This is a genomic window from Actinophytocola sp. KF-1 (assembly GCF_054661535.1).
Genome location: NZ_BAAFVK010000012.1, coordinates 191,000 through 209,900, shown reverse-complemented (window position 1 = coordinate 209,900; position 18,901 = coordinate 191,000). Strand labels below are relative to the sequence as shown.

Here is an 18,901-nt window from a genome sequence, read left to right as displayed (position 1 = left end):
CGGCCTCCGGGTTGAGCCGTGGCGACGGGATGGCGGTCGTGGTCCAGCCGGGTTGGCAACCGACCGAGCGGAGACCCGGCTCGGCTGGACACCTGGGTGAGATGCCGAACCAGCGCCGGGCGCCGGCCAGGGGCGGCGGGGGCGAACCGGCGGGGAAGCCCCGCCGGCCGGGTGGTGCCGGCCGGCGGGGGTCACCTCCCCCGGGTCTGGGTCAGTCCAGGCCTGCGATCGCGATCAGCTCCTCTGTCAACGCCGCCGGGTTGGCTTTGTCTTCCGGCAGGCCCTTCGAGCGGAACCAGTCCGACACGTTCGCCACGTCCCTAGCCAGGAACTCCAGGCCCCTCGGGTTCGCCACCAGGTCGACGATCTGCGGCAGGTCGATCAGCATGATCCTGCCCTCGTGGACCAGCAGGTTGTACGCCGACAGGTCGCCGTGCGTCACGCCCTCGCTCGCCAGCAGGGACAGCACCCCCGTCAGCTGGTGCCACAGGTCTTCCAGCTCCTCGCCCGACGGGCGCAACTCCGCCAGGCGCGGTGCGGCCGAACCGTCCTCGTCGCCCAGGTACTCCATCAGCAGCTCCGTGCCGCTGCGCTGCACCGGGTACGGGACCGGCGCGCCGATCGACCACAGGCGCGACAGTGCCGCGAACTCCGCGACCGCCCACTGTTCCGCGATCAGGTTGCGGCCGAACGCCGTCCGGTTGGCCATCGCGCGCATCTCCCTGCTCCGCCGCATCCTGCGGCCTTCCAGGTAGCCCGCGTCGCGGTGGAACATCCGGTGTTCGTTCGACCGGTACCTCTTCGCGGCCATCAGGCAGCCGCGGTCGGTGTCCGGTACCGCCCGCTGGATCAGGTAGACGTCTGCTTCCTTGCCTGTCTTCAGTACTCCCAACTCGCTGTCTGCCGCTGCCAGTTCCGTGACCACCCAGTCGGGCCTCGGGCTCGGGCCTTGTTCGCCGTCGCCCCACGTGGACCAGCGGTCGGCGCCTTCCGGCAGTGGCGGGGCCGCTTCCGCGCTCTCGCGGACCGCGGCCAGCCGGATGCGTTCCTGTTCTGTCAGCCTGCCCGCTCGCGTCTGGATCGGGTCGGACTCGGCTTCGCGCCTCGGCCTGCGTGGCCGGGAGCGGCGCTGTTCGTACGGGCTTTCGTCGTCCAGGAAGTCTTCGAAGTCGTGCATGCGCACTGGTGGGTTCTCCTCAGCGGAAAGTGTGAGCGCCCCACCAAGGCGCGCGTCGCGGCGACTCTCAGTGGGACGGGCGGACGAGGGCGTGCCACGTCCAGGCGACCTTGTTAGCCACGGGGCACCTCCTTCGAGTCCGCCGATCTCCTACCGGCGCGTTTCAGCGACGGCACGCAGGGTCGCACCCCCGCGCGTCGCGTCGCAACCCATTTATTCAGCCATGCGCGCCGCCGACGCAGAACTCGTTGCCTTCGGGGTCCTGTAAGACCGTCCACGTGAGGCCGGGCATCTCGTGTGTCTCGCCGATCGTCGCGCCGAGGGACTCCAGGCGCTTGAGCTCGCCCTCCCTGTCCTCCGTCGCGAAGTCGATGTGCACGCGGTTCTTGCCCGTGCGCTTCTCCGCCACCTTCTGCAACCCGATGTAGGGCTGCTGCGGGTTGGCGGGCGAGGTGAGCTGCAGGAAGTAGCCGTCCGCGTCGAACGCGATCTCCAGGCCGAGCGCCTGCGTCCAGAACTCCGCCAGCTTGCGCGGGTCGGTGCTGTCGATGGTGATGCCGCCGAGGTTGAGGTTCATGGCGCGCACGCTACGGGCGACCACCGACAAAAATGGGGCTCGTGCGGACCATTGACTGGCGAGATCACCACATCGTGGCGATCGATCAGACGAAGCTACCGAGCGAAGTCGTCGTCCTGGACATCTTCACCGTCCAGGAGTTGGTCGCCGCCATCCGGCGGTTGGCCATCCGGGGGGCGCCTGCACTGGGCGTAGCGGGTGCGCTCGGGGCTGCCATGGCGGTGCTGGGCGAGCCCGGCCGGCGCGACGCCGACCTCGCCGCGCTCCGGGCCGCACGGCCGACCGCGGTGAACCTCGCGTGGGGCGTCGACCAGGTCCTCACCCGGCTGCCGGACGGCGAGGACGCCGTGCTCGCCACCGCAGTGGAGATCCTCGAGTCGGACGCCACGCGCAATCGTGCACTCGGCGAGCGCGGCGCGGACTGGCTCACCAGCCAGGTCGACGGGCCCATCGCGGTGCAGACGCACTGCAACGCGGGTGCGCTGGCCTGCGTCGAGTGGGGCACCGCCCTGGGGGTCGTCCGCTCGCTGCACCTGCGGAACCGGCTGCGTCACGTCTACGTCGACGAGACCCGTCCGCTGCTGCAGGGCGCGCGGCTCACGGCGTGGGAGCTGGCCGACATGGGCGTCGACCACACGCTCGTCGTCGACTCCGCGGGCGCGACCGTGCTGGCCAGGGGACTCGCGCAGGCCGTGGTGGTCGGCGCGGACCGGATCACCGCGAACGGCGACGTGGTCAACAAGATCGGCACGTACCCGCTGGCACTGGCCGCCGCCCGGGCCGGGGTGCCGTTCCTGGTGGCCGCGCCGGAGTCGACGGTCGACCCCGCCCTGGCGTCCGGCGCGGACGTGGAGATCGAGGTGCGGGACGGCCGGGAGATCCTCGGCGGGCTGCCCGACACCCCGACCCTCAACCTCGCGTTCGACGTCACCCCGGCCGACCTCGTCACCGCGATCGTGACCGAGGACCGGCTCGTGCGGCCGGCCGCCGGTGAGCGCCTCGCATAACCCGCCTGCGCTGGCAGGGGGTCGTTCACTACCCTTTGCTGCACGTTTCCCGCACAAGGAGTACTGCCGTGATCACCAGGATGTCGTCGCTGTTCCTGCGCACGCTGCGTGAGGATCCGGCGGACGCCGAGGTGCCCAGCCACAAGCTGCTGGTGCGCGCCGGTTACGTCCGCCGCGTGGCACCGGGCGGTTACTCCTGGCTGCCGCTCGGCCTGAAAGTGCTGCGGAACATCGAGCGCGTCGTCCGCGAGGAGATGGACGCGATGGGCGCGCAGGAGATCCAGTTCCCCGCGCTGCTGCCCCGCGAACCCTACGAGGCGACCGGCCGCTGGACCGAGTACGGCGACAGCCTCTTCCGCGTCAAGGACCGCAAGAAGGCGGACTACCTGCTCGGCCCCACCCACGAGGAGCTGTTCACGCTCACCGTGAAGGGGGAGTACAGCTCGTACAAGGACTACCCGGTCGTGCTGTACCAGATCCAGACGAAGTACCGGGACGAGGCGCGGCCCCGCGCGGGCATCCTGCGCGGCCGCGAGTTCCTGATGAAGGACTCGTACTCGTTCGACCTGGACGACGATGGCCTGTCGACGTCGTACCTCAAGCACCGCGACACCTACATCCGGATCTTCGACCGGCTCGGCCTCAAGTACGTGATCGTGTCCGCCGTGTCCGGCGCGATGGGCGGGTCCGCGTCCGAGGAGTTCCTCGCCGAGGCGGAGACCGGTGAGGACACGTTCGTGCGCAGCACCGAGTCCGGCTACGCGGCCAACGTGGAGGCCGTGGTGACGCCCGCGCCGCCCGCGCAGTCGATCGACGACAAGCCCGCCGCGCAGGTCCACCACACGCCGGACACGCCGACGATCGAGACGCTGGTCGCGTTCCTCAACAAGGCCGGCCTGGGCCGGGAGTTCACCGCGGCGGACACGCTCAAGAACGTCCTGCTGAAGACGCGCGGTCCCGGCGAGGACAAGTGGGAGCTGCTCGCGGTCGGCCTGCCCGGTGACCGCGAGGTCGACATGAAGCGCCTGGAGGCGGCGCTGGAGCCGCGCGAGGTCGCGATCCTCGAGGAGGCCGACTTCGCGAACAACCCCTTCCTCGTGAAGGGCTACATCGGGCCGAAGGCGTTGCAGGAGAACGGGGTCCGCTACCTCGTCGACCCCAGGGTCGTCACCGGCACCGCGTGGGTGACGGGCGCCGACAAGGCCGACCACCACGTGGTGGACCTGGTGTGCGGCCGCGACTTCACGCCGGACGGCACGATCGAGGCCGCCGAGGTGCGCGAGGGCGACCCGTCGCCCGACGGGCAGGGCACGCTCGTCGCCGCGCGCGGCATCGAGATCGGGCACATCTTCCAGCTCGGCCGCAAGTACACCGACGCGTTCGGGCTCGACGCGCTCGGGGCGGACAGCAAGCCGATCCGGATCACCATGGGTTCCTACGGCATCGGGGTGTCGCGGCTCGTCGGCGCGATCGCCGAGCAGTCGCACGACGGGCAGGGCCTGATCTGGCCGCGTGCGGTCGCGCCCGCGGACGTGCACGTGGTGATCGCGGGCAAGGGCGACGAGATCCGCGAGGGTGGCGAGAAGCTCGCCGCCGACCTCGACGCGGCCGGGCTGTCCGTGCTGCTCGACGACCGGACCGCGATGCCCGGCGTGAAGTTCGCGGACGCGGACCTCATCGGCGTGCCGACGATCGTCGTGGTCGGGCGCGGCCTGGCCAACGGGGTCGTCGAGGTCAAGGACCGGAAGACGGGGGAGCGGACCGAGGTCGCGATCGGCGACGCGGTGGCCCACCTGACCGGGCTCGTTCGCGGCTGACGGAGTCATCGGGACGGCCGCCGGGCAGCGCTCGGCGGCCGTTCGCTATGTGGGGCGTCTCCTGGGCTGGCTGCGCTGGGGGCTTCCGGGTTGGCGGCGCGCTTTGTCGGCAGGCGGGCCCTCGGGGTGCTGCGCTGTGGAGCGGCTTCCGGGAGCGTCGTCGGTGGGCGGGCCTTTGGGTTGGGTTCGCCGGGCCAGGGAGTGTTCGGCTTGGCGGCCACTGGGTCGAGGTGCTGGGGTGTCTCCGGAGCTGGCTGCGCTGGTGGGGCTTGCGGGTCGCGGCGGTTGCATCGGTGGTGGGCGGCGCTTTGGCTGGCGGCTGTTCGTTGGCGCAGGGATGGTCTTCGGATGGGTGCTGGCTGTGTCGGGCAGCCCTGGGTGGCGGCGGTTCGCTGAGGGGGCTGTGCCGGTGGGGCGGCATCCGGAAGTGACCGTTTGCTTCGCGGGCCGCTTCGGTCGGCGGCCATTGCCTGTTTCGGTGATGACCGCGGGGTTTGGCGGGCTGCGCTGACGCCGCCGTGCCTGTCGGAGGGGCGGCCTCCGGCCCCCGGTTTCCAGCGTACGGGGTGGGGGTGACAGAAATCGTCCACGCACGCGCGGGTGTGGACGATTCCCTCCGCTGTGGACAACTCCGTGCTCGGCGGGGCCGATTGTCGGTGGTCCGCGGTAGGCTGGAAATCGGGGGCCGGAGGCCACGGAACCCTTACGCCAGAAGGAGTTCGGCCACCGCACGTGTGTTGGACAGGTCCGGTAGCGCCACGTGTGCGCCCGACTCCGTCAGCTCCTCCACCGTGTAGCGCCCCGTGGCGACGCCGACCGTCGTGGTGCCGTGGTGGAGGCCCGCGGCCACGTCGTGCGGGGTGTCGCCGATGACCACCACCGACTCGAACTTGGTGGCGTGCTTGGTCTCGGCCTGGGTGATCGCGGCCTCGACGAGGTCGTGGCGGTGTTCGGAGAGCGAGCCGTAGCCGCCGATCTCGAAGTCGATGTGGTGGTGCAGGTCGAAGGCCTCGAGCTTGTAGCTCGCCAGCACCGGCAGGTTGCCCGTCACCAGGGACTGCACCACGTGCTCCCGCCCCGCGAGCTCCGTCAGGATCTCCCGCGCGCCGACCAGGGCGCGGCCCAGCCTCGGCAACGACTCGCGGTCCTGTTCGGCCAGTGCCGTCAGCGCCGCGAAGAACCGTTCCACCCGCTCGTCCGAGTGCTCGAAGCCGTGGGCGGTCAGGAACTCGCGGGCCAGCGACCGCTCCGTCCGGCCAGGGAACGACGGCAGGTGCGCGAGCGGCACGCCGGCCACCTCGGCCAGCGCGTCCGCGTACCAGCGCCTGCCGATACCCGAGTAGTCGACGAGGGTCAGGTCGATGTCCCACAGCACGAGCGTTCTCACCTCGCCATCGTGACACGCACCACCGACAGCGACAGAAATTCAACATCGGTTGACCCACGTTCCGGGACAGGCGTACGGTCTCCCTTGAATTCAACGTCTGATGAATCGAGGGGAAGATGCGCAACCCGACCACAGTCGCGGTGGGGCTGGGCCTTGTGGGGGCGGTGGTCGCCACGGTGCTCGGTTTCCTCACCTTCGGCGCGCAGGCGACCGTCGCGCCCGACCACATGCCACTGGCGGTCGCCGTCCCGCAGGGCGCGCCGCCCCAGCTCGGCGAGGCCGCGGACCGGATCGCGAGCCAGGGCGGCGACGCCGTCGACTGGCGGGTCACCGATCCCGCCGACGCCCGTGACCTCCTCGCCGACAAGGAGATCTACGGGATCCTGGAGCTGAACCCCGGCCCGGCGCTCACGATCGTCACCTCCGGCGCCGTCAACCCGCAGGGCACGCAGGTCGCCCAGCAGGTGCTGACCGGGGCCGCGCAGGGCCTCGCGGGCGCGCTGGCCCAGCAGAACGTGCGGGTGGCGCCACCGAGGATCGAGACCCTGCACGCCGCCAGCACGGCGGGCAGGACGGCGCCGCTCGCCGCCAGTGCGCTCCTCTGGGTGGGCGGCCTGGTCGCCGCCATGGCGTTCGGGCTGCTCGTGGTCCGGCCCGGCACCCGTCCGGGCACGGGCGCACGGCTCACGCTCGTCGTGTCGGTCAGCGTGCTCGCCACCGCCGCGGTCGCCGGGCTGATGAAGCTCTGGGACTCCTCGCTGGACCTGAGCGGCGAGGTCCTCGGCTTCATGCTGCTGACGGCCGTCGCGTTCGCCTCCGTCCAGGGCGCGCTGCTGCGGCTGCTCCACCTCCGCGCCGCCGCGATCCTGGGCCCGCTGTACCTGCTCGCCCCGGCGGTCGCGGGCACCGTGCCAGAGATGCTCGACCCCGCCTACCGCACGCTGCTGTGGTCGTGGACCCCGTTCCGCTTCTCCACCGAAGGGCTCCGCAGCCTGCTGCAGGGCACCCCGGACGCCCCGGACGTGCGGACCGGCGTGATCGTGCTCGTCTCGATGGCGGTCGCCGGGCTCGTGGTGATGGCATGGCCGGGGCGGCGGAAGGCCGCGGAGGAGCCGGTGGCGGCGCGGCAGCTGGTCAGCTCAGGAAGCTGAGCCGGACCTTCCTGGTGTGGTTGTCCACGTTCGTGTCGACCAGGCAGATCGACTGCCACGTGCCGAGCGCGAGCCTGCCGCCCACGACCGGGACGGTGGTCGATGGCGGGACCAGTGCGGGGAGCACGTGGTCCCGCCCGTGCCCGTGCGAACCGTGCTTGTGCCGCCAGCGGTCGTCGGCGGGCAGCAGGTCGCGCAGGGCGGCGAGCAGGTCGTCGTCGCTGCCGGCGCCGGTCTCGATGACCGCGATGCCCGCGGTGGCGTGCGGCACCCACACGTTCAGCAGCCCGTCGGCCGCGCCGACGTCCGACAGGAACTCCGCGCAGTCCCCGGTGAGGTCCCGCACGACCTCGCGGCCGCCGGTCCGCACCTCGATCTCGGTGGTCTCCATGCCGCCATTACCTCACGGCACCGCGATCGCCTCCACGCGAGCTGCGTGATCACGACACGTGGCTTTCGCTGCTAGGTTCGAAACCGTGCGAGAGGTTTTCGGCGCGTCCTTCGACGTGCCCACCGGGTACCTGAACACGGCCAGCATCGGCATCCCCTCGGCGGCGGTCGCCGACGCGGTGGCCGAGGCGATCACCGAGTGGCGGACCGGGGCGGCGCGGCCGCCGCAGTACGACCGGTACGTCACCGCCGCCAGGAACGCCTGGGCGAGGCTCGCCGGGGTCGCGCCGGAGCACGTGGCGAGCGGCGCCAGCGTGTCGCAACTGGTCGGCCTGGTCGCCGCGAGCGTGCCGGACGGGACGCGGGTGGTGACCGCGGGCAACGAGTTCACCAGCGTCACCTTCCCGTTCGCCGCGCAGCTGGCACGCGGGGTCACCGTCACCGAGGTGCCGCACGACCGGCTCGCGGACGCCGCCACCGAGGCGGACCTGGTGGCCGTGAGCACCGTCCAGTCCGCCGACGGGATGCTCGCCGACCTCGACGCGCTCCGCGCCACCGGCACGCCCGTGCTGCTGGACGTCACGCAGGCCGTCGGCTGGCTGCCCGCGCGGCTGGACTGGGCCGACTACGTGGTCGGCGGCAGCTACAAGTGGCTGTTCGCGCCCCGCGGCGCGGCCTGGCTCGCCGTGCACCCGGACGCGCGGCCGCTCGTCCCGCACGTCGCCAACTGGTACGCGGCGGAGGACCCGTGGGAGGGCGTCTACGGGCTGCCGCTGCGCCTCGCGGGCGACGCCCGCGCCCTCGACCTCTCGCCGGCGTGGTTCTCCCAGCTGGGTGCCGCCGTCTCGACGGAGTGGCTCGCCGCCCAGGACATGGCCGTGGTCCGCGACCACTGCGTGAAGCTCGCGGACACCGTGCTGGCCGAGCTGGGGCAGCCGCCCGCCCGCTCGGCGATCATTTCCCTCGAACTCACCGCTGACCAGCGGGAACGGCTGGCCGCGGCGGACGTGGTGAGCAGTGTGCGGGCAGGCAGGACCCGGCTGTCGTTCCACCTCTACAACACCGAGGACGACGTCGACCGCGTGCTGGGCGCACTGGCTACCAGATCCTGACCGGACCCCGAACGGGACCTCACCCTGGTTTACCAAGGTATGTCCGGTTACGGTGCCTCCCGTGTCGGCTCCCTACCGCCCCGGGCAACCACAGTGGCCCGCCAACGGTCCCCAGCGGAACCCCGATCGCCCACCGCCGATCCAGTTCCGGCAGGACGAACCGCCCCAGCAGGCGGGAAACCCAGCGCTGCGGTGGGCCCTGCGGATCCTGGGCCTCGTCGCGGTCGCGGTCGTCTCCGGCGTCGTCTGGTACTACATCATCAGCGACGGCAAGCAGCCGAACACGGCGAACCAGGACCCCGGCACCGAGCAGCAGACCGAGGGCGCGTTCGACTTCGCGCCGCACCCGGACATGACCTCGCCGCAGACCGACACCGACTGCGCGAAGCACGCCTACGGGCGCATCCAGCAGCACCTACGGGCCACCCCGTGCGACCACCTCGCGCAGCAGCTGTTCGTCGCCGAGGTCGACGGGCGCACGGTCTACGCCTCGGTCTCCGTGGTCACGATGCCCGACGAGGACAAGGCGGCCGAGCTGCGCGCCCTCACCGACGAGGACGGGTCCGGCAACGTCAGCGACGTGGTCCGCGACGGCGCTGTCGCCATCGAGGGGCTCGACCGGCTCTCCGGCGGCGGTGGCTACGCGGCCAAGCAGAACGGCCGCGAGGTCGTCATCGTCGAGGCCGACCTCGACCCGAAGGACCAGAGCGCCGACGAGGCGGCCCAGAAGAAGGACGAGGACGAGATCCTCGACCCGGCCTGCGAGGACGCGCTGCGGCTCGCCGCGGAGGTCGAGAGCAACTCGGGCGGCTGACGCTCAGGCCGGCGCACCGGGCAGCGGCGGGGCCTGCGGCGTCTGCCCGGCGGCGCCCCGCCACCGCGCGGCCCGCACGGCCGCGTCGGTGAGACCGGCGAGCCCGGCCGCGCGGAGCGTCTTGTCGTCCGTGCGCTCCAGCACCGCCCGCCACGCCACCGTCACGTCCGCCTCGGCCACGACCAGCACGGCGAGTGCCGATGCCTCGTCGGTGAGCTCCTGCGGCAGCACGTACGCGGGTTCCGCCGACCTCGGGGTCTGCCCGGCGCCGCTCAGCAGCAGCTCGGTCGCGTCGCGGCGGGCCCGGTGCGCGTTCGACCCCTCCCGCAGCGCGCCCTCGTAGTCGGCGGGCAGGAACGCGCTCACCAGCCCGTACACCCACAGGGCGGCGTGTTCGGCGCCCAGCGCGTCCTGGGTGGCCTGCGCGGCGTCGCCGGGCAGCGACGTCGGGCCCTGCGAAGGGGGCGGTGTCGGCGAGGTCATGAGAGCACCACCCGCAGGCTCGCGCAGCCCGCGGCCACCGACCCGAGCAGCCCGGCCCGGTAGCGCGGCACGGACGGGACGAGGTCCGCGGCCTGCTTCTCCGCCGTCGTGAGCGCCTCGCCCAGGGCGGCCACCCCGTCCGCGGGCACCTCGGGCGCGGCCGGTGGCTTCGTCGCCGACGAGGACACCGGCGGCCGGGCCCGGTCCACCTCGGCCTGCAGCACCTTCGCGTGCTCGGTGCGCGCGGCCGCGACCTCCTGGGCCGCCGCCGCGACGGCGGGCTGCGCGGACGCGACCGCCGTGGCCAGGGCGGCGTCGGCCCGCGCCTGTGCCGCGAGGTCGGCCAACGGGTCGGGCGGCGGCGGGGCGGGCGGCTCTTCCGTGCAGGCCGCGACCACGGGGACCAGGGCCGCGAGTGCGCCCAGGCGCAGCGCGGCACGACGGGTGACCATCACAGGCGGTCATACTGCCAGCCCGGTCCGCCACCCGGTCGGACGCACCAGGCCTGCTCGGGGCCAGGGCGTCCGGGCAGACGAGATACGCTTGGCAACCACGCAAGGTGAACGTCCACAACAGCAGGGAGCGGCACGTGCCAGGTCAGCGACAACGCGTAGGCGGCGCCGGTGAGAAGCTGGAGCCGATCGTCGCGGACGCCGTGGCACGCGCCGGGTTCGAACTCGAGGAACTCGCCGTCCAGCAGGCAGGCCGCAAGCAGTTGGTCAAGGTCGTCGTCGACGGCGAGCAGGGTGTCGGCCTCGACGAGGTCGCCGACGTGTCGCGGGCCGTGTCGAAGGCGCTCGACGCGAGCGACGACGTCTTCGCGGGCGCCTACACGCTCGAGGTCACCTCGCCCGGCCTGGACCGCCCGCTGACCAGGCCGAGGCACTGGCGTCGCGCGCGGCTGCGGAAGGTCGCGGTGCGCCAGGCGGAGGAGAAGTTCCTCGCCCGGGTCGGCGACGCCGACGACGACGGGGTCGAACTGCTGGTCGACGGACAGTTGCGCCGCGTGGCGTACGCAGACGTCGAGCACGCCGTCATCGAGGTGGAGTTCTCCGAGCCGCCCGCGGCCGAGATCGCCAAACTGACACACGAAGAGGAGGAGTCGAGGTGAATGTCGACATCGCGGCGCTGCGTGCGATCGAGCGAGACAAGGACATCCCCTTCGACACGGTGATCGAGGCGATCGAGACCGCGCTGCTCACCGCTTACAAGCACACCGAGGGCCACCAGCCGCACGCCCGCATCGACATCGACCGGCGCACCGGCATCGTCCGGGTGATCGCCTTCGAGGTCGGGCAGGACGGCGAGCCGGTCAACGAGTGGGACGACACGCCCGAGGGCTTCGGCCGGATCGCGGCCACCACCGCCCGCCAGGTCATCCTGCAGCGGCTGCGGGACGCCGAGAACGAGAAGACCTTCGGCGAGTTCTCCGCCAAGGAGGGCGAGATCGTCGCCGGTGTGGTGCAGCGCGACGCGCGCGCCAACTCCCGCGGCATGGTCGTGGTCCAGGTCGGCGACACCGAGGGCGTGCTGCCCGCGGTCGAGCAGGTGCCCGGCGAGCGCTACGAGCACGGCACGCGCATCAAGTGCTACGTGCTCGGGGTGAGCCGGGGAACAAGGGGCCCCCAGATCACGTTGTCACGATCGCACCCGAACCTGGTGCGGCGGCTGTTCGCGCTCGAGGTCCCGGAGATCGCCGACGGCACCGTCGAGATCCCGGCCGTCGCGCGCGAGGCCGGCCACCGCTCCAAGATCGCGGTCCGGTCCACGGTCCCCGGCGTGAACGCCAAGGGCGCGTGCATCGGCCCGATGGGGGCGCGGGTGCGCAACGTGATGAGTGAACTGCTCGGGGAGAAGATCGACATCATCGACCACTCGGACGACCCGGCCACGTTCGTCGGCAACGCGCTGTCGCCCGCGAAGGTGATCTCCGTCCGCGTGGTCGACGAACGGGCGAAGACCGCTCGCGTCGTCGTGCCGGACTTCCAGTTGTCGCTGGCGATCGGCAAGGAGGGCCAGAACGCCCGGCTGGCCGCCCGCCTCACCGGATGGCGCATCGACATCCGCTCCGACGCGGCTCCGCCCGACCCGGAAGAGTCTCGATCCGGAGACGTGGGACAGGTCGCACCGGCATCGGGTTCGGCTGACTGACGCGGACGGGATAGACTCATCAGTGGTTCATCGATCTGGACCGGCGCCCTCGCACGCGTCAGCACCGGCCAACGGCCCGGTGCGGACCTGTGTCGGGTGCCGGACCAGGGCGTTGGCCGGTGAGTTGCTCCGCGTCGTGATTTCGGATGGGGAACTCGCCCTCGATCTGGGAAGATCACTTCCGGGTCGCGGGGCGTGGGTGCATCCCGATCTCGATTGTCTGGGCAAAGCCGAGCGGCGGCGCGCGTTCGTGAGAGCGTTGCGCGTCACCCAGCCGCTCGACACCGGTCGCCTCCGGGCCCAGCTGGAGGCACAGGTTCACCGCACGACCGGCACGGGACATTCCCGGACCGGGCTGGACGAACGGAAGCAGGTCGACCCGTCATGAGTCAGCCGTGAAGCTGAAGCCATGAACGCCAGACGATAGGACGAGGTCGCGCGGGTCTAGTGCCGCCGGCCTCACTCGGACGAGGAGAGCAGTGGCAGGCAAGGCCCGAGTACATGAGCTCGCCAAGGAGCTCGGCGTTACCAGCAAGGACGTTCTCGCGAAGCTCAAGGAGCTGGGCGAGTTCGTGAAATCCGCGTCCTCCACCGTGGAGGCCCCGGTGGCCCGCAGGTTGCGGGACGCGTACCCCAAGGCAGGCGGAGCGGCGAAGTCCGACTCCGCTCGCAGGACATCCACCCCAACCCCAGCGCAGCCCAAGCCGGCGCCGAGGCCGAGCAAGCCGGAGGTCACCGAGCCGGTGGCACAGACCGTTGTCCCGAAGCCGGCGGCCAAGCCCGGTCCGGCCGCGCCGAAGCCGCCGGCACCAGCTCCGGCTCCCGCTGCTCCGGCTCCCGCCGCCGCGAAGGCGCCGGCCGAGGCGGCTCGCCCCGGCCCGAGGCCCGGCCCGAAGCCGCCCGCGCCGGCACCTCAGCAGCAGCAGCCCGCTGCCGCGCAGAACAACCAGCCCGGCGGCAACCAGGGCGGTGGCCAGGTCGTGCCGCCCAAGCCGCAGTCGCCCAAGCCCGGCCCGCGTGCGCCGCGGGTGGGCAACAACCCGTTCGGTGTCGGCGCCGGTGCGCCGCCCGCACGGCCGACGCCCGGCCCCCGGCCGGGTGGTCAGGGCGCTCCGGGTGGCGACCGTGCCGCGCGGCCTGGTGAGAACCGGCCCGCCGCCGGTCCGCGTCCCGGTGGCGGCGGTGGCGGTGCCACGCCGGCCGGTCCCCGGCCGTCGCCCGGCTCGATGCCGCCGCGGCCGAACCCCGGCATGATGCCGCCCCGTCCGGCTCGTCCGGCCGGTGGTGGTCGTGGTGGTCCCGGTGGCGGCGCCCGCGGTGGCCCCGGCGGCGGCGCTCGTGGTGGCCCCGGTGGTCCCCGCGGTGGCGGCGGCGGTGGCGGCGGCTTCCGTCCCGGTGGCGGTGGCGGTGGCGGTGGCTACCGCGGCGGTCCCGGTGGCGGCGGTGGCGGTGCCCCGGCCGGTGGCGGCGGTGGTTTCCGCGGTGGCGGCGGTGGCCGTCCCGGCTCCGGTGGCGGTCGCGGTGGCGCCGCGGGTGCGTTCGGCAGGCCCGGTGGGCCGTCCCGGCGTGGCCGCAAGTCGAAGCGGCAGAAGCGCCAGGAGTACATGGAGAACATGCAGGCGCCCAGCGTCGGCGGTGTTCGCCTGCCCAAGGGCAACGGCGAGTCGATCCGTCTCCCGCGTGGCGCCTCGCTGACCGACTTCGCCGAGAAGATCAACGCCAACCCGGCCTCGCTGGTGCAGGTGCTGTTCCACCTCGGTGAGATGGTCACGGCGACGCAGTCGGTCTCCGACGACGTGCTCGAGCTGCTCGGCACCGAGATGAACTACAAGGTGCAGGTCGTCTCCCCCGAGGAGGAGGACCGCGAGCTGCTCGACTCCTTCGACATCTCCTACGGCGAGAACGCCGGTGGCGAGGAGGAGCTGCAGGCCAGGCCGCCGGTCGTGACCGTCATGGGTCACGTCGACCACGGTAAGACGCGCCTGCTGGACACGATCCGGAAGACGACCGTGCACGAGGGTGAGGCCGGCGGCATCACCCAGCACATCGGCGCCTACCAGGTCGCGGTCAAGGTCGACGGCAACGACCGGCTGATCACCTTCATCGACACCCCGGGTCACGAGGCGTTCACCGCCATGCGTGCCCGTGGTGCGAACTCCACGGACATCGCGATCATCGTGGTCGCCGCCGACGACGGCGTCATGCCGCAGACGGTGGAGGCCATCAACCACGCGCAGGCCGCAGACCTGCCGATCGTGGTGGCGGTGAACAAGATCGACAAGGAGGGCGCGAACCCGGCGAAGGTGCGCCAGCAGCTCACCGAGTACGGGCTCGTGGCCGAGGAGTACGGCGGCGACACCATGTTCGTCGACATCTCCGCGCGCCAGAACATCAACATCGACGGGCTGCTCGAGGCGGTCGTGCTCACCGCGGACGCGGCGCTCGACCTGCGGGCCAACCCCGACATGGAGGCGCAGGGCGTCGCCATCGAGGCGCACCTGGACCGCGGTCGCGGCCCGGTCGCCACGGTGCTGGTCCAGCGCGGCACGCTGCGGGTCGGCGACTCGATTGTCGCGGGCGACGCGTACGGCCGCGTGCGGCGGATGGTCGACGAGTTCAACGAGGACGTCCTCGAGGCGACGCCGTCACGGCCCGTCCAGGTCATCGGCTTCACGTCGGTGCCGGGCGCGGGTGACACCTTCCTGGTGGTCGACGAGGACCGGACCGCGCGGCAGATCGCCGAGCGGCGGGCGGCCAGGCTGCGCAACGCGGCCAACGCCCAGCGCCGCAAGCGGGTCAGCCTCGAGGACCTGGACTCCGCGCTGAAGGAGACCAGCCAGCTCAACCTGATCATCAAGGGCGACAACTCGGGTACCGTCGAGGCTCTCGAGGACGCGCTCACGAAGATCGACGTCGGCGACGAGGTCGAGCTGCGCGTCATCGACCGCGGTGTCGGTGGCATCACCAAGGCCAACGTGGACCTGGCGATCGCGTCCGACGCGATCATCCTCGGGTTCAACGTCCGCGCCGAGGCGAAGGTCACCGAGCAGGCCAACCGCGAAGGCATCGACATCCGGTACTACTCGGTCATCTACCAGGCGATCGACGAGATCGAGCAGGCCCTCAAGGGCATGCTCAAGCCGGTCTACGAAGAGGTCGAGCTCGGACGCGCCGAGGTGCGCGAGGTGTTCAAGTCCTCCAAGGTCGGCACGATCGCGGGTTGCATGGTGCTCTCCGGCGAGATCCGGCGCAACGCGAAGGCGCGCCTCATCCGGGACGGCGTCGTCGTCCAGGAGGGTCTGCCGGTCAGCTCGCTGCGGCGGTTCAAGGACGACGCGGTCGAGGTCCGCGAGGGCTTCGAGTGTGGTCTGACGCTCGGCTCGTACGGCGACCTCAAGGTCGAGGACATCATCGAGACCTACGAGCTGCGCGAGAAGCCGCGCGACTGAGTTGGCTCATCCCGGCGCCGCCGCCCGCGGCGGCGCCGGGACCTACTCGCTTCGAGGATTTCCGTTGTACGTGGGGGCTCTCGAGCTGGATGTGCTGCTCGGCGACATCCGCTCGTTGAAGGAGAAGCGTTCCGCTGTGCGGCCGGTCATCGCCGAGCTGCGCAAGCGGTTCGAGGTGACCGTCGCCGAGGCAGGGCACCTGGACAAGCACCGGCGTTCGCTGATCGGCGTCGCCGTGGTGGCCGCCGACGCGTCGCACGTGGACGACGTGCTGGACGCGTGCGAGCGGCTGGTCGCGGGGCGGCCGGAGCTGGACCTCCTGTCGGCACGCCGCCGGTGGCTGGGCCCCGAAGACTGACTTTTTCGCAGAAGGAGACCGCCGTGGCTGACGCACCACGCGCCCGCAAGCTCGCCAAGCGGATCGCGCAGATCGTCGCGTCCGCGCTGGAGCACGAGGTGAAGGACCCTCGGCTCGCCCGCGTGACGATCACGGACACCAAGGTGACCGCCGACCTGCACGACGCGACCGTGTACTACACCGTGCTCGGCGACAAGCTGGACGCGGCGCCGGACATGGCCGGTGCGGCCGCCGCGCTGGAGTCCGCGAAGGGCGTGCTGCGGTCGATGGTCGGCGCCGGGACGGGCGTCCGGTTCACCCCGACGCTCACGTTCGTCGCCGACACCGTGCCCGAGGACGCCAAGCACATCGACGACCTGCTGGCCCGCGCGGCCGCCGCGGACGCCGAGGTGGCACGCCTGGCCAACGGCGCGAAGCCAGCGGGCGACCCGGATCCGTACCGGGTGCCGCGCGAGGACGACGACGAGGACTGATCTTGTCGGCGTTAAGATCGCCGGTATGCCGTACCACCACGGGGACCTGCGGCGCGCGATCCTGACCGCAGCGGTCGACGCGATCACGGCCGGCGGTTCGGCCAACCTGAGCCTGCGTGACCTCGCCCGCCGGGCCGGGGTGTCGCACGCGGCGCCGGTGCACCACTTCGGTGACAAGGCCGGCGTGCTGACCGCGCTCGCCGAGGAGGGGTTCGACCTCCTGGCCGAGCGGCTGGCGGCGGCGGGGGACGACTTCGTGGAGATGGGCGTCGCGTACGTCCGGTTCGCCGTCACCCACCCGGCGCACTTCGAGGTGATGTTCCGCCCCGACACCCACCACCGCGACGACCCGGCGCTGTCGGCCGCGCGGTCCCGGGCGGGCGCGATCCTCGCCCGCGGCGCGCACGGCAAGCCGAGCGACTACGCGGAGGTCGCCGCGTGGTCGCTGATGCACGGCTTCGCGACGCTCTGGCTGACCGGCGCGCTGCCCGCGAGCCTCGGCGACGACCTGACGGCCGCGGCCCGCGGCGTGGCGAAGACGCTCTTCCGCGACTGACGGCTTGCACTCGGTACCCGGGTACGGGCTTACCGTGGGGGCATGGAGCTGGAGTGGGCGCCGACCGCGTGCACGTTGCCGACCGCGGAGCGGCCGTTGCGGGAGGCCGAGTTCGACGCGTTGTTCGCGTCGGCGGCAGGGGTGACGCGGCCGTCGCCGGGCGAGTTGCGGATCGCGTTCCCCGTGTCCGCCGAACTGGCGGCCACCGCGGCGAGCCTCGCGGTCCGGGAGACGCGGTGCTGCTCGTTCTTCACGTTCACCCTGACCGTCGCGGCGGGTGAGCTGACGCTCGGCGTGTCGGTGGGGGAGCCGCACGTCGAGGTGCTGGACGCGCTCGCGGCCCGGGTGCCGGCATGACCGGGTTGCGCAGCGGGGAGGTGGCGCGGGCGGCCGGGGTGAACCCGCAGACGCTGCGCTACTACGAGCGGCGCGGGCTGCTGGCCGAGCCGGAGCGGACGCTCGGCGGGCACCGGGTGTACCGGCCGGAGGCGGTGACCGTGCTGCGCGTGATCAAGGCCGCGCAGCGCCTGGGGTTCACGCTCGACGAGGTGGCCGAGCTGCTCGAGGTGCACGCGGGTCTTGCGGCACGGGCGACGGCGAAGCTCGCCGAGGTGGAGGCGCGGATCGCGGACCTGGCGGTCGTCCGCGACACCCTGCGGGCCGCGCTCGACGCGGGCTGCGACGACCTCGTCGCGTGCGCGGCGCGACCGGAGTGCCCGGTGCCGTTCAGCGAAGGGACTCGATCGCGTCCGTGAGGCGGGCCCGGCAGCACGCTCGACGTCGACGGCGGCCCGTGGCGGTGCTCGCCGGGTAGAACTACTCGATTCCGCCGCAACAGGGCACCGCGACGCGGCTATCCTCGTCACACCGCGGTGGGCAGCTGGGTGTCCACTATGGAATCCGAGGTTCTGTGCCGTCGGGGGCGACGGCACCACAACGAAGGCAGGTCGTGCCTGTGGTTGCGGTGTTCTCCGGGTTGTCGGCGCCCACGACGACGTTGTGCGAACCGCGCGGCGAGCCATGAAGCGGCTGTTGCCCGCGGTCCTCGCCGCCGGGTTCGTGCTGGCGGGGTGCGGTGGCGGCGGTGACGTGGACCCGGTGACGGAGTCCGAGGCCTACGAGCGGGTCGAGAGCTACGTCCGGCGCGCGGCGGCCGCGCTGCCCGACGCGCGGCTCGAGGCCGCGGCCGCTCCGGCCGCCGGGCCGTGCCGGGGAAAGCCCGCCGGCCGCGCGATCGTCCGCACCACGTACTGGATCCGCGGCCTCACCGACGACGACCGCCCGTTCGACACGATGGTGCGGTGGTGGCAGACCCACGACTTCGAGGTGCTGGACGACCTGCGCCCCGAACGGCACTACGTGTGGGTCGAGAGCCCGGCCGACGGGTTCCGGATGTCGTTGCGGAACAACGAGCACGGCGAACTGCTGCTCGGTGCCGAGTCGCCGTGCGTCGCCACCGAGTAGGTCGGTCACCCGGCGGCGTTCGGCGTCCGCTCCTGCTCGTCCTCCAGGAGGTCGCCGAGGTCGCGCAGTACGGCCAGTGCCGCCCGGAGCTCCGAGTGCGGCAGGCGGCCCGCGACGGCGGACGCCCAGCCCGCCTGCCGCTGCTCCACGCGCCGCAGTGCCGCGCGGCCCGCGTCGGTCAGCGTCATGAGGCGGGCGCGGCGGTCGGCGGGGTTGTCGACGAACACGACCATGCCCGCACCGGCCAGCGCCTCGGCGGTCTGCCGCACGGACTGCCTGGTCAACCCCATCGTCCTGGCCACCTGCGCGACGGTCACCGGGCCGTGGTCCACCACGCCGAGCACCTGCCACCGCGCGCACGTCAGCCCGTCGGGGCGGGTGAGCGCGTCGCCCGCCGCCAGGAGGAGCCCGTTGACGCGGAACACCTCGACGAGCAGCTCGGAGAACGCCTGTCCCCCGGCGTTGAGCTCGGTCATGTCGGACAAAATGTCAGATTGACAGGTGCCTGTCAAAAAGGAGAGTGAGCGCGCACTGG

22 protein-coding genes are annotated in these 18,901 nt (G+C 72.3%); 15 read left to right on the top strand and 7 right to left on the bottom strand.

What is annotated here, in order from left to right:
- Window positions 1–211: 211 nt before the first annotated feature.
- A complete protein-coding gene (locus ACYQ77_RS32770) occupies window positions 212–1,183 on the bottom strand; it encodes a serine protein kinase RIO (protein ID WP_459718192.1) in 972 nt (323 codons plus the stop codon).
- A gap of 211 nt (window positions 1,184–1,394) precedes the next feature.
- Window positions 1,395–1,754, bottom strand: a complete 360-nt coding sequence (locus ACYQ77_RS32765; RefSeq protein ID WP_459718189.1) for a VOC family protein — start codon at window positions 1,752–1,754, stop codon at window positions 1,395–1,397.
- A gap of 32 nt (window positions 1,755–1,786) precedes the next feature.
- On the opposite strand from ACYQ77_RS32765, the gene mtnA reads away from it, so the two are divergent.
- Together mtnA and ACYQ77_RS32755 are read left to right on the top strand one after the other, a co-directional pair.
- The gene (mtnA, locus tag ACYQ77_RS32760) at window positions 1,787–2,761 is read left to right on the top strand and encodes an S-methyl-5-thioribose-1-phosphate isomerase (RefSeq protein ID WP_459718186.1); all 975 of its coding nucleotides are present in this window, start codon (window positions 1,787–1,789) and stop codon (window positions 2,759–2,761) included.
- Window positions 2,762–2,829: 68 nt separating this feature from the next.
- On the top strand, window positions 2,830–4,578 hold the full coding sequence (locus ACYQ77_RS32755; protein ID WP_459718184.1) for a proline--tRNA ligase: 1,749 nt from the start codon (window positions 2,830–2,832) through the stop codon (window positions 4,576–4,578).
- A 703-nt stretch (window positions 4,579–5,281) separates the two neighbouring features.
- On the opposite strand, the gene ACYQ77_RS32750 is transcribed toward ACYQ77_RS32755, so the two are convergent.
- Window positions 5,282–5,965, bottom strand: a complete 684-nt coding sequence (locus tag ACYQ77_RS32750; protein ID WP_459718181.1) for an HAD family hydrolase — start codon at window positions 5,963–5,965, stop codon at window positions 5,282–5,284.
- A 116-nt stretch (window positions 5,966–6,081) separates the two neighbouring features.
- On the opposite strand from ACYQ77_RS32750, the gene ACYQ77_RS32745 reads away from it, so the two are divergent.
- Complete coding sequence (locus ACYQ77_RS32745) at window positions 6,082–7,116, top strand: YhgE/Pip domain-containing protein (RefSeq protein ID WP_459718180.1); 1,035 nt, start codon at window positions 6,082–6,084, stop codon at window positions 7,114–7,116.
- On the opposite strand, the gene ACYQ77_RS32740 is transcribed toward ACYQ77_RS32745, so the two are convergent.
- Complete coding sequence (locus ACYQ77_RS32740) at window positions 7,100–7,507, bottom strand: secondary thiamine-phosphate synthase enzyme YjbQ (protein ID WP_459718177.1); 408 nt, start codon at window positions 7,505–7,507, stop codon at window positions 7,100–7,102. The two genes, ACYQ77_RS32745 and ACYQ77_RS32740, sit on opposite strands and share 17 nt — an antisense overlap.
- Window positions 7,508–7,592: 85 nt before the next feature.
- On the opposite strand from ACYQ77_RS32740, the gene ACYQ77_RS32735 reads away from it, so the two are divergent.
- Together ACYQ77_RS32735 and ACYQ77_RS32730 are read left to right on the top strand one after the other, a co-directional pair.
- A complete protein-coding gene (locus tag ACYQ77_RS32735; RefSeq protein ID WP_459718176.1) occupies window positions 7,593–8,618 on the top strand; it encodes an aminotransferase class V-fold PLP-dependent enzyme in 1,026 nt (341 codons plus the stop codon).
- 61 nt (window positions 8,619–8,679) lie between these two features.
- Window positions 8,680–9,432 (top strand): hypothetical protein, encoded by a 753-nt coding sequence (locus tag ACYQ77_RS32730; protein ID WP_459718173.1) that lies wholly within the window; start codon window positions 8,680–8,682, stop codon window positions 9,430–9,432.
- Window positions 9,433–9,435: 3 nt separating this feature from the next.
- On the opposite strand, the gene ACYQ77_RS32725 is transcribed toward ACYQ77_RS32730, so the two are convergent.
- Both ACYQ77_RS32725 and ACYQ77_RS32720 read right to left on the bottom strand, forming a co-directional pair.
- Window positions 9,436–9,915, bottom strand: coding sequence for a ferritin-like domain-containing protein (locus ACYQ77_RS32725; protein WP_459718171.1), 480 nt, complete (start codon window positions 9,913–9,915; stop codon window positions 9,436–9,438).
- Window positions 9,912–10,367 carry a hypothetical protein gene (locus tag ACYQ77_RS32720; RefSeq protein WP_459718168.1) on the bottom strand — a complete coding sequence of 152 codons (456 nt, stop codon included), beginning with the start codon at window positions 10,365–10,367 and terminating at the stop codon, window positions 9,912–9,914. Before ACYQ77_RS32720 ends, ACYQ77_RS32725 begins: the two co-directional genes overlap by 4 nt.
- A 137-nt stretch (window positions 10,368–10,504) precedes the next feature.
- Here ACYQ77_RS32720 and rimP point away from each other — a divergent pair, with 137 nt between their 5' ends.
- From rimP to ACYQ77_RS32670, 10 genes are all read left to right on the top strand, one after another.
- On the top strand, window positions 10,505–11,026 hold the full coding sequence (rimP, locus tag ACYQ77_RS32715; RefSeq protein ID WP_459718165.1) for a ribosome maturation factor RimP: 522 nt from the start codon (window positions 10,505–10,507) through the stop codon (window positions 11,024–11,026).
- Window positions 11,023–12,066: a transcription termination factor NusA gene (nusA, locus tag ACYQ77_RS32710; RefSeq protein WP_459718164.1), complete on the top strand. Its 1,044-nt coding sequence runs from the start codon at window positions 11,023–11,025 to the stop codon at window positions 12,064–12,066. Before rimP ends, nusA begins: the two co-directional genes overlap by 4 nt.
- Before the next feature lie 22 nt (window positions 12,067–12,088).
- Entirely contained in the window at window positions 12,089–12,454 is a 366-nt protein-coding gene (locus ACYQ77_RS32705) for a YlxR family protein (protein ID WP_459718161.1), read from the top strand.
- Between the two features lie 91 nt (window positions 12,455–12,545).
- Window positions 12,546–15,515 (top strand): translation initiation factor IF-2, encoded by a 2,970-nt coding sequence (gene infB / locus ACYQ77_RS32700; protein WP_459718159.1) that lies wholly within the window; start codon window positions 12,546–12,548, stop codon window positions 15,513–15,515.
- A gap of 64 nt (window positions 15,516–15,579) precedes the next feature.
- Window positions 15,580–15,873: a DUF503 domain-containing protein gene (locus tag ACYQ77_RS32695; RefSeq protein ID WP_396108339.1), complete on the top strand. Its 294-nt coding sequence runs from the start codon at window positions 15,580–15,582 to the stop codon at window positions 15,871–15,873.
- A gap of 23 nt (window positions 15,874–15,896) precedes the next feature.
- Complete coding sequence (gene rbfA, locus ACYQ77_RS32690) at window positions 15,897–16,346, top strand: 30S ribosome-binding factor RbfA (protein WP_396108340.1); 450 nt, start codon at window positions 15,897–15,899, stop codon at window positions 16,344–16,346.
- Between the two features lie 25 nt (window positions 16,347–16,371).
- Window positions 16,372–16,902 (top strand): TetR/AcrR family transcriptional regulator, encoded by a 531-nt coding sequence (locus tag ACYQ77_RS32685; protein WP_459718155.1) that lies wholly within the window; start codon window positions 16,372–16,374, stop codon window positions 16,900–16,902.
- Between the two features lie 42 nt (window positions 16,903–16,944).
- On the top strand, window positions 16,945–17,259 hold the full coding sequence (locus ACYQ77_RS32680; protein WP_459718154.1) for a hypothetical protein: 315 nt from the start codon (window positions 16,945–16,947) through the stop codon (window positions 17,257–17,259).
- Window positions 17,256–17,657 carry a MerR family transcriptional regulator gene (locus ACYQ77_RS32675; protein WP_459718151.1) on the top strand — a complete coding sequence of 134 codons (402 nt, stop codon included), beginning with the start codon at window positions 17,256–17,258 and terminating at the stop codon, window positions 17,655–17,657. The genes ACYQ77_RS32680 and ACYQ77_RS32675 overlap by 4 nt, the downstream gene beginning before the upstream one ends.
- Window positions 17,658–17,922: 265 nt before the next feature.
- Window positions 17,923–18,366, top strand: a complete 444-nt coding sequence (locus ACYQ77_RS32670; RefSeq protein WP_459718149.1) for a hypothetical protein — start codon at window positions 17,923–17,925, stop codon at window positions 18,364–18,366.
- A gap of 5 nt (window positions 18,367–18,371) precedes the next feature.
- Here ACYQ77_RS32670 and ACYQ77_RS32665 read toward each other — a convergent pair whose 3' ends face one another.
- Entirely contained in the window at window positions 18,372–18,842 is a 471-nt protein-coding gene (locus tag ACYQ77_RS32665) for a MarR family winged helix-turn-helix transcriptional regulator (protein ID WP_459718146.1), read from the bottom strand.
- Window positions 18,843–18,901: the final 59 nt, after the last annotated feature.

Coding starts and splice junctions, on each gene's coding strand:
- ACYQ77_RS32765 (WP_459718189.1), bottom strand. CDS start 1,754: ATGAACCTCAACCTCGGCGGCATCACCATCGACAGCACCGACCCGCGC.
- mtnA (WP_459718186.1), top strand. CDS start 1,787: ATGGGGCTCGTGCGGACCATTGACTGGCGAGATCACCACATCGTGGCG.
- ACYQ77_RS32745 (WP_459718180.1), top strand. CDS start 6,082: ATGCGCAACCCGACCACAGTCGCGGTGGGGCTGGGCCTTGTGGGGGCG.
- ACYQ77_RS32740 (WP_459718177.1), bottom strand. CDS start 7,507: ATGGAGACCACCGAGATCGAGGTGCGGACCGGCGGCCGCGAGGTCGTG.
- ACYQ77_RS32725 (WP_459718171.1), bottom strand. CDS start 9,915: ATGACCTCGCCGACACCGCCCCCTTCGCAGGGCCCGACGTCGCTGCCC.
- ACYQ77_RS32720 (WP_459718168.1), bottom strand. CDS start 10,367: ATGGTCACCCGTCGTGCCGCGCTGCGCCTGGGCGCACTCGCGGCCCTG.
- ACYQ77_RS32685 (WP_459718155.1), top strand. CDS start 16,372: ATGCCGTACCACCACGGGGACCTGCGGCGCGCGATCCTGACCGCAGCG.
- ACYQ77_RS32680 (WP_459718154.1), top strand. CDS start 16,945: ATGGAGCTGGAGTGGGCGCCGACCGCGTGCACGTTGCCGACCGCGGAG.
- ACYQ77_RS32675 (WP_459718151.1), top strand. CDS start 17,256: ATGACCGGGTTGCGCAGCGGGGAGGTGGCGCGGGCGGCCGGGGTGAAC.
- ACYQ77_RS32670 (WP_459718149.1), top strand. CDS start 17,923: ATGAAGCGGCTGTTGCCCGCGGTCCTCGCCGCCGGGTTCGTGCTGGCG.
- ACYQ77_RS32665 (WP_459718146.1), bottom strand. CDS start 18,842: ATGACCGAGCTCAACGCCGGGGGACAGGCGTTCTCCGAGCTGCTCGTC.